Source organism: Pantoea sp. ME81 (assembly GCF_903970985.1).
Taxonomy (GTDB): Bacteria; Pseudomonadota; Gammaproteobacteria; order Enterobacterales; family Enterobacteriaceae; genus Pantoea; species Pantoea communis.
This window is the reverse complement of the sequence record NZ_CAJCKS010000248.1, coordinates 1-5,524: the sequence shown is the minus strand read 5'-3', so window position 1 is coordinate 5,524 and position 5,524 is coordinate 1. Positions and strand designations below refer to the sequence as shown.

Sequence of the window (5,524 nt, the reverse complement as noted above, 5' to 3'; positions counted from 1 at the left end):
ATAGTGCGGGGGACTTTACCGCTGGTCATGGTCAAACCAGATGCCTACGCCATTGTGGTAGGGCGCATGGCGCGTCCTGCACTGATTGGTCAGGCATTAACGCCGCTGGTAGGGGGATATGTTTTTCAGCAGCTCGGGGCGAATGCCACATTGTGGCTGTTGTGCCTGTTGGCGTTAGTGAATGTGGTGCTGGTGGGCGTGCTAAAGCAGAAATTGCCCGCGCCCAATCCGCAACCGCAAAAGGGAGCCGTAAACTAAGCAGCCTGTGCGCTTCTGCCTGATCAAATGATGAATACGTGCCTTGATCACAGCAGCTCGCTTCTAAAAAGCAACAGTGTTTGTTATATTTATTGCTCATTGATTACTCACTGCCGCGGCAAAAAAACAATAAGATAAACCGCAACTCAGGATACAGAAATGCTTGATTATCGCTTCCCGACAGCTTTGCAGATGGTTTTGAGCGTAGCGATGGCGGAGCAACTGGGCAAACGCTCGACCAGTGCTATTTTGGCGTATGGTCTTGAAGCGAACCCCAGTTTCATTCGGAAACTGATGGTTCCGTTAACTCGCGATGGCATCATTGTCTCTACGCTTGGCCGTACTGGTTCGATTCACCTCGGTCGTCCGGCCGCAGAGATCACGCTGCGCGATATTTATACCTCTGTAATTGAAGACAAAAAGCTCTGGGCTTCACGCCCTGATGTCGCACCGCGTTGTCTGGTGAGTGCCAACCTGTGCTGGTACTTCAAATCGATTGCTGAAGAGGCGGAAGAAGCCTCGTTGAAAGTGCTGGAGACGCGTACGGTGGCTGACGCACTGGCTGAGCTGAAAAAACACGACACCAGTAGCTGCGATGAACTGCCCGATCTCGAAATCGAAGACCTTTGTAAAAAATCCCGCTGATATCAGTAATACAGTTACCGGGCATACGCCCGGTAACCGACACTGTTACTTAGACATCCCGTCCTTAGACATCTCATCCTTCGCCATACCGTCTTTAGCCATGACATCTTTAGACATGCCATCTTTCTTCATGCTGTCATGTTTCTTCATCGGTTTTTTCATGTGGTCTTTTTTCATGCCGTCGTGCGACATACCGCTTTCATTCTGCATACCATCTTTGGCCATATTGTCAGCAGCATAAGCGCCAGAGAAAGCCATCAATAGTGCGCCAGCGAATACAGTTGCAATAATCTTTTTCATCTTCATTTCCTTACAGGGTTTTGGGGAGATTAACTGCCGCCAAACCAGTTATAGCCCTGGTCTTCCCAGTAGCCACCGGTAAAGCGGTTGGTGATTTCAATTGAAATAATATGCTTGGGGTTTTTGTAGCCCAGTTTGGTCGGAATCCGTAATTTCATGGGATAACCGTATTCCGGCGGTAATATCCGACCATCCCAACTCAGTGCTAATAAGGTTTGCGGGTGCAATGCCGTCGCCATATCAATGCTGGTGTAATAATCATCGGCACAGCGAAAACTGACATATTTCGCTTTGGTGTCAGCCCCAATCAGTTGCAGGAAGTCGCTGAATCGAACGCCGCCCCAGCGGCCAATGGCACTCCATCCTTCTACACAAATATGGCGGGTGATTTGTTCATGCTGAGATAATTTATATAACTCAGGCAGTCGCCAGCTGCGTTTATCACGTATCAGTCCGTTCAGTTGCAACTGGTAATCATCACCGTTGACCTGCGGAATATCCTCTTCACCGTAAAAGGCATTAAACGGGAAGGGCCGCGTAATATCTTTCAGGGTATATTCGGGCGCCATTTGATAACCGCTGAATAACCATCCCTGAATACGGTCATTAAAACGTGACATACGGCTTAAAATGTTTTCGATGTCAGGATTATTGTCGATGTCGCATCCGGTGAGTAACGCCACACCGCCCGCACTCAAGCCCATGCGCAGAAATTGACGTCGTGAATGGCCAGACATTTTTTTCGCCAGAATCGTGGTGGCGTCTTTTAATAGGGCGTCAGTTTCACTGCTGGGACGTTCAATCTTTTTCATCGTCATTTTTAGCGTCCGCGTGTCATCAATGATAATGTTTTAGGTACCAGTGCCACCATGATCAGATGGATAACAACAAAGGCACATAAAAAGGCCATGGCAAAAAAGTGAATGAAGCGAGCCGTGTCATAGCCGCCCAATACTTCTCGCAAAAACGGAAATTGCACCGACTTCCACAAGACTAACCCTGAAAAGGCTAATAACATGCCATCAATGACCACCAGCAAATACGCAAATTTTTGCACCATATTATATTGGCGTAAATCGTGATGGCTAAGATGTCCTTTAAATGCAGATAGGCCATCTTTTACTAATTGAGTCATGCTTAAGGGCAGAAAACGTTGGCGAAAACGTCCGCTTAGGAGATTCAGCGTCAGATAGAGCACGCCATTACCGGCAAAAAGCCACATTGCCGCAAAATGCCATTGCAGTGCACCACCCAGCCATCCTCCCAGGGTATAGCTATTGGGAAAATCAAATGGAAATAAAGGAGACGCGTTATAAATCCGCCAGCCACTGAGAATCATTAATGTCATCGCAACGGCATTGATCCAGTGAGTCAATCTCAACCACAACGGATGAACCTTTTTATCGGGAGCACATTTCATTCTGCACCTCTGCATATTGCTATGCTGTCTGGAATGAAGAGACTTTGCGCCGATATTGATCACAGAGTCCTCACGCAGAGTTAAACAAAATGTGATAACTCCGGGGGGCAATTCTGTATAAGATTTAAAGGATGTTCATTGAGGCGGTCAACATGGCGAAGAAGATCTTAATCGTTGAAGACGATGGCAATATTGCCGAGCTGTTGCACATTCATCTGCGTGACGAGGGCTTTGATATTACGCATGCTGCGGATGGTGATAGTGGCAGTCAGCTGCTGGAAAGCCAGCGTTGGGATGCCTTGATTTTTGACATTATGTTGCCTGGTGTTGATGGGCTGGAACTGTGTCGTCGTGCACGCAATATGCCGCACTACACGCCGATTGTAATGATCAGCGCTCGCGCCAGTGAAGTGCATCGCGTACTGGGGTTGGAACTGGGCGCTGATGACTATTTGACCAAACCCTTCTCGATGCTGGAGCTGGTGGCGCGCGTTAAAGCACTTTTCCGCCGCCAGGAAGCGATGAGCCAAAATTTACGTCAGGATGCGGGAAACCTGCGTCTTGGCAGCCTGAGTATTGATCCGGTTGCCCGAGAGGTTCGGCTGGCGCAGACGCTAATTGAGCTGACGCCTCGTGAATTCGAGTTGCTCTACCATTTTGCCCGTCATCCAGGAAAGGTCTTTTCGCGACTTAGCTTGCTGAATCTGGTGTGGGGCTACCAGCACGAAGGTTATGAGCACACGGTTAACACCCATATCAACCGATTACGCCTCAAAATTGAAGCGACGCCAGCTGAGCCACGTTGGATTCTTACGGTGTGGGGACAGGGCTACAAATTCGTGGTGCCGGGTGAGGGAGATCAGGTTACATGAAACGTCTGTCACTCACTCAGCGTTTGACGCTGGTCTTTGCCCTGATGCTACTGATCAGTAGTGCGCTGATCCTGTTGATTCAGGACAACAACCGCCAGCAATACAGCGATGCCATGATGCAGAATTTATCGCGAAATCTGGCCGCTTCTATTGCCAAAAGTAGCGCATTGATGAGTGCCGGAAACACCGATGCTCCGGCACTCAAGCAGCTGTTCGGCCAGATGATGTCCTACAACCCGAGCGTTGAAGTTTACCTGCTGGATGCGCAAGGACAGATCCTGGCCAATGATGCGCCAGTCGGCCATGTCCATCGCGATCGGGTCGACGTGCGTCCACTGCAAAAGTGGCTGAATGGGGCGCCACTGCCGGTGTATGGTGACGATCCTCGTTCACCTTCCGCGCTCAAAGTGTTCAGTGCTGCGCCTATTCTGGAAGGCAACAGAACGGTGGGTTATCTCTATGTGATTTTGCAGGGAGAGAATTATCAACATCTGCAGCAAGGCGTTAAAATGTCCGTGCTGCGCAGCGCCATGCTTTGGTCGGTGGTGGTTATCGTCCTGCTTGGATTGATGGCGGGTGCGGCCGCCTATTATTGGGTCACAAGACCGGTGCGACAGCTGACACAAAAGGTGACAGCGGGTGCGGATGCGCTACAACGCCTTGCCGCGCTACCTCATTCCCCGCAACAGGATGAAGTGGCGCAGTTGCAAAACGCCTTTATCGATATGGCGCAGCGTATTGACGCTCAGGTACAAACGCTTGAGCTGAAAGACCAGCAGCGTCGTGAGTTTGTCGCTAACATTTCGCATGACTTGCGCACGCCGCTGATGTCGATTCAGGGTTATCTGGAGACGCTGGCAGTGAAAGCTGGCAGCTTGACCGAAGCGGAGCGCAGCCGATATTTACAGATTGCCCTGACGCAAAGTGAAAAGGTCGGCATGCTCGCGCAGCAGCTGTTTGAGTTAGCGCGGCTGGAACATGGTGTCGTCACGCCACAGTACGAACGGTTTTCGCTGCCGGATTTGGTTCAGGACGTGATACAGAAATTTGAGCTGGCGTTGGAGAAATCCCGCCTGAATTTGTCGGTTGATATCGCGTCGGGTTTGCCCATGATCGACGCGGATATGTCGATGATAGAGCGTGTTCTGACCAACCTGGTGGATAATGCCATCCGTCATACGCCGTCGGGTGGAAACATTACCCTGCGTCTGTGGCTGGAAGGGGAGAACGTGATGATGGAGCTGGAAGACAACGGCCCAGGTATCTCACCGGAAGTCAGTCAGACCCTGTTTGAACGTCCCTCAATCATCGATCCGGATCGTCGCGATAATGGAGGATTGGGGCTGGTCATCGTTCGTCGCATGCTGCAATTGCATCGCGGCGACATTGCCCTGAAACCCGCGCCGGGTGCCTGCTTCCAGCTCTTCGTCCCCTTATAAAAAAGGCGGCCATCTCTGGCCGCCGCAATTTACCCTAAAACAGATTTACACCGTCTGCACTTCCGCATCCGGCTGCTTTCGCGTCACCAGTTTACGTAACGTCACATAGAACACTGGCGTCAGGAACAGACCAAACAGCGTCACGCCCAGCATGCCCGAGAACACGGTAATCCCGGTGACACCACGCACTTCGGCACCGGCACCTTCACCCAGAATTAGCGGAACGGTACCGGCAATAAAGGCAATCGAAGTCATCACGATCGGGCGCAGACGCAGGCGGCAGGCTTCCAGCGCCGACTCGACAATTCCTTTGCCCTGCATCTCCAGCTCACGGGCGAATTCGACGATCAGAATGGCGTTCTTACACGCCAGCCCCATCAGTACCACCAGCCCGACCTGCACAAACACGTTGTTATCGCCGCCGGTGAGCCACACGCCAACCAGCGCGGACAGCATGGTGACCGGCACAATCAGGATCACCGCCAGCGGCAGCGTCCAGCTCTCATACAATGCCGCCAGCACCAGGAACGCCAGCAGTACCGCAACCGGGAAGACGATAAACGCCGTGTTGCCCTGAGTGGCTTGCTGAT

7 protein-coding genes and 1 pseudogene are annotated in these 5,524 nt (G+C 51.4%); 4 read left to right on the top strand and 4 right to left on the bottom strand.

The features are described 5' to 3' along the window. Both H7A81_RS25370 and H7A81_RS25365 read left to right on the top strand, forming a co-directional pair. Window positions 1–258, top strand: a pseudogene (locus H7A81_RS25370) (MFS transporter); the annotation flags it as partial. 159 nt (window positions 259–417) lie between these two features. Then, on the top strand, window positions 418–903 hold the full coding sequence (locus H7A81_RS25365; protein ID WP_034827354.1) for an Rrf2 family transcriptional regulator: 486 nt from the start codon (window positions 418–420) through the stop codon (window positions 901–903). A 45-nt stretch (window positions 904–948) separates the two neighbouring features. Here H7A81_RS25365 and H7A81_RS25360 read toward each other — a convergent pair whose 3' ends face one another. From H7A81_RS25360 to H7A81_RS25350, 3 genes are read right to left on the bottom strand one after another with little or no spacing between them, the layout of a single operon-like run. After that, window positions 949–1,203, bottom strand: coding sequence for a pentapeptide MXKDX repeat protein (locus H7A81_RS25360; RefSeq protein WP_182059107.1), 255 nt, complete (start codon window positions 1,201–1,203; stop codon window positions 949–951). A gap of 29 nt (window positions 1,204–1,232) precedes the next feature. Then, window positions 1,233–2,015, bottom strand: coding sequence for a molybdopterin-dependent oxidoreductase (locus H7A81_RS25355; RefSeq protein WP_182059109.1), 783 nt, complete (start codon window positions 2,013–2,015; stop codon window positions 1,233–1,235). A gap of 8 nt (window positions 2,016–2,023) precedes the next feature. Next, on the bottom strand, window positions 2,024–2,623 hold the full coding sequence (locus tag H7A81_RS25350) for a cytochrome b/b6 domain-containing protein (protein ID WP_255479048.1): 600 nt from the start codon (window positions 2,621–2,623) through the stop codon (window positions 2,024–2,026). Between the two features lie 152 nt (window positions 2,624–2,775). On the opposite strand from H7A81_RS25350, the gene H7A81_RS25345 reads away from it, so the two are divergent. Next, a complete protein-coding gene (locus H7A81_RS25345; RefSeq protein WP_237449323.1) occupies window positions 2,776–3,495 on the top strand; it encodes a response regulator transcription factor in 720 nt (239 codons plus the stop codon). Beyond that, window positions 3,492–4,934, top strand: a complete 1,443-nt coding sequence (locus H7A81_RS25340) for a HAMP domain-containing sensor histidine kinase (RefSeq protein WP_182059106.1) — start codon at window positions 3,492–3,494, stop codon at window positions 4,932–4,934. Before H7A81_RS25345 ends, H7A81_RS25340 begins: the two co-directional genes overlap by 4 nt. Before the next feature lie 45 nt (window positions 4,935–4,979). On the opposite strand, the gene H7A81_RS25335 is transcribed toward H7A81_RS25340, so the two are convergent. Beyond that, on the bottom strand, window positions 4,980–5,524 hold a 545-nt coding region (locus tag H7A81_RS25335; protein ID WP_182059105.1), incomplete at its 5' end, for an efflux RND transporter permease subunit.

Excerpts from the sequence above, each read along its gene's own strand:
- H7A81_RS25360 (WP_182059107.1), bottom strand. The coding sequence starts at position 1,203 with ATGAAAAAGATTATTGCAACTGTATTCGCTGGCGCACTATTGATGGCT.
- H7A81_RS25350 (WP_255479048.1), bottom strand. The coding sequence starts at position 2,623 with ATGAAATGTGCTCCCGATAAAAAGGTTCATCCGTTGTGGTTGAGATTG.
- H7A81_RS25355 (WP_182059109.1), bottom strand. The coding sequence starts at position 2,015 with ATGAAAAAGATTGAACGTCCCAGCAGTGAAACTGACGCCCTATTAAAA.
- H7A81_RS25340 (WP_182059106.1), top strand. The coding sequence starts at position 3,492 with ATGAAACGTCTGTCACTCACTCAGCGTTTGACGCTGGTCTTTGCCCTG.
- H7A81_RS25365 (WP_034827354.1), top strand. The coding sequence starts at position 418 with ATGCTTGATTATCGCTTCCCGACAGCTTTGCAGATGGTTTTGAGCGTA.
- H7A81_RS25345 (WP_237449323.1), top strand. The coding sequence starts at position 2,776 with ATGGCGAAGAAGATCTTAATCGTTGAAGACGATGGCAATATTGCCGAG.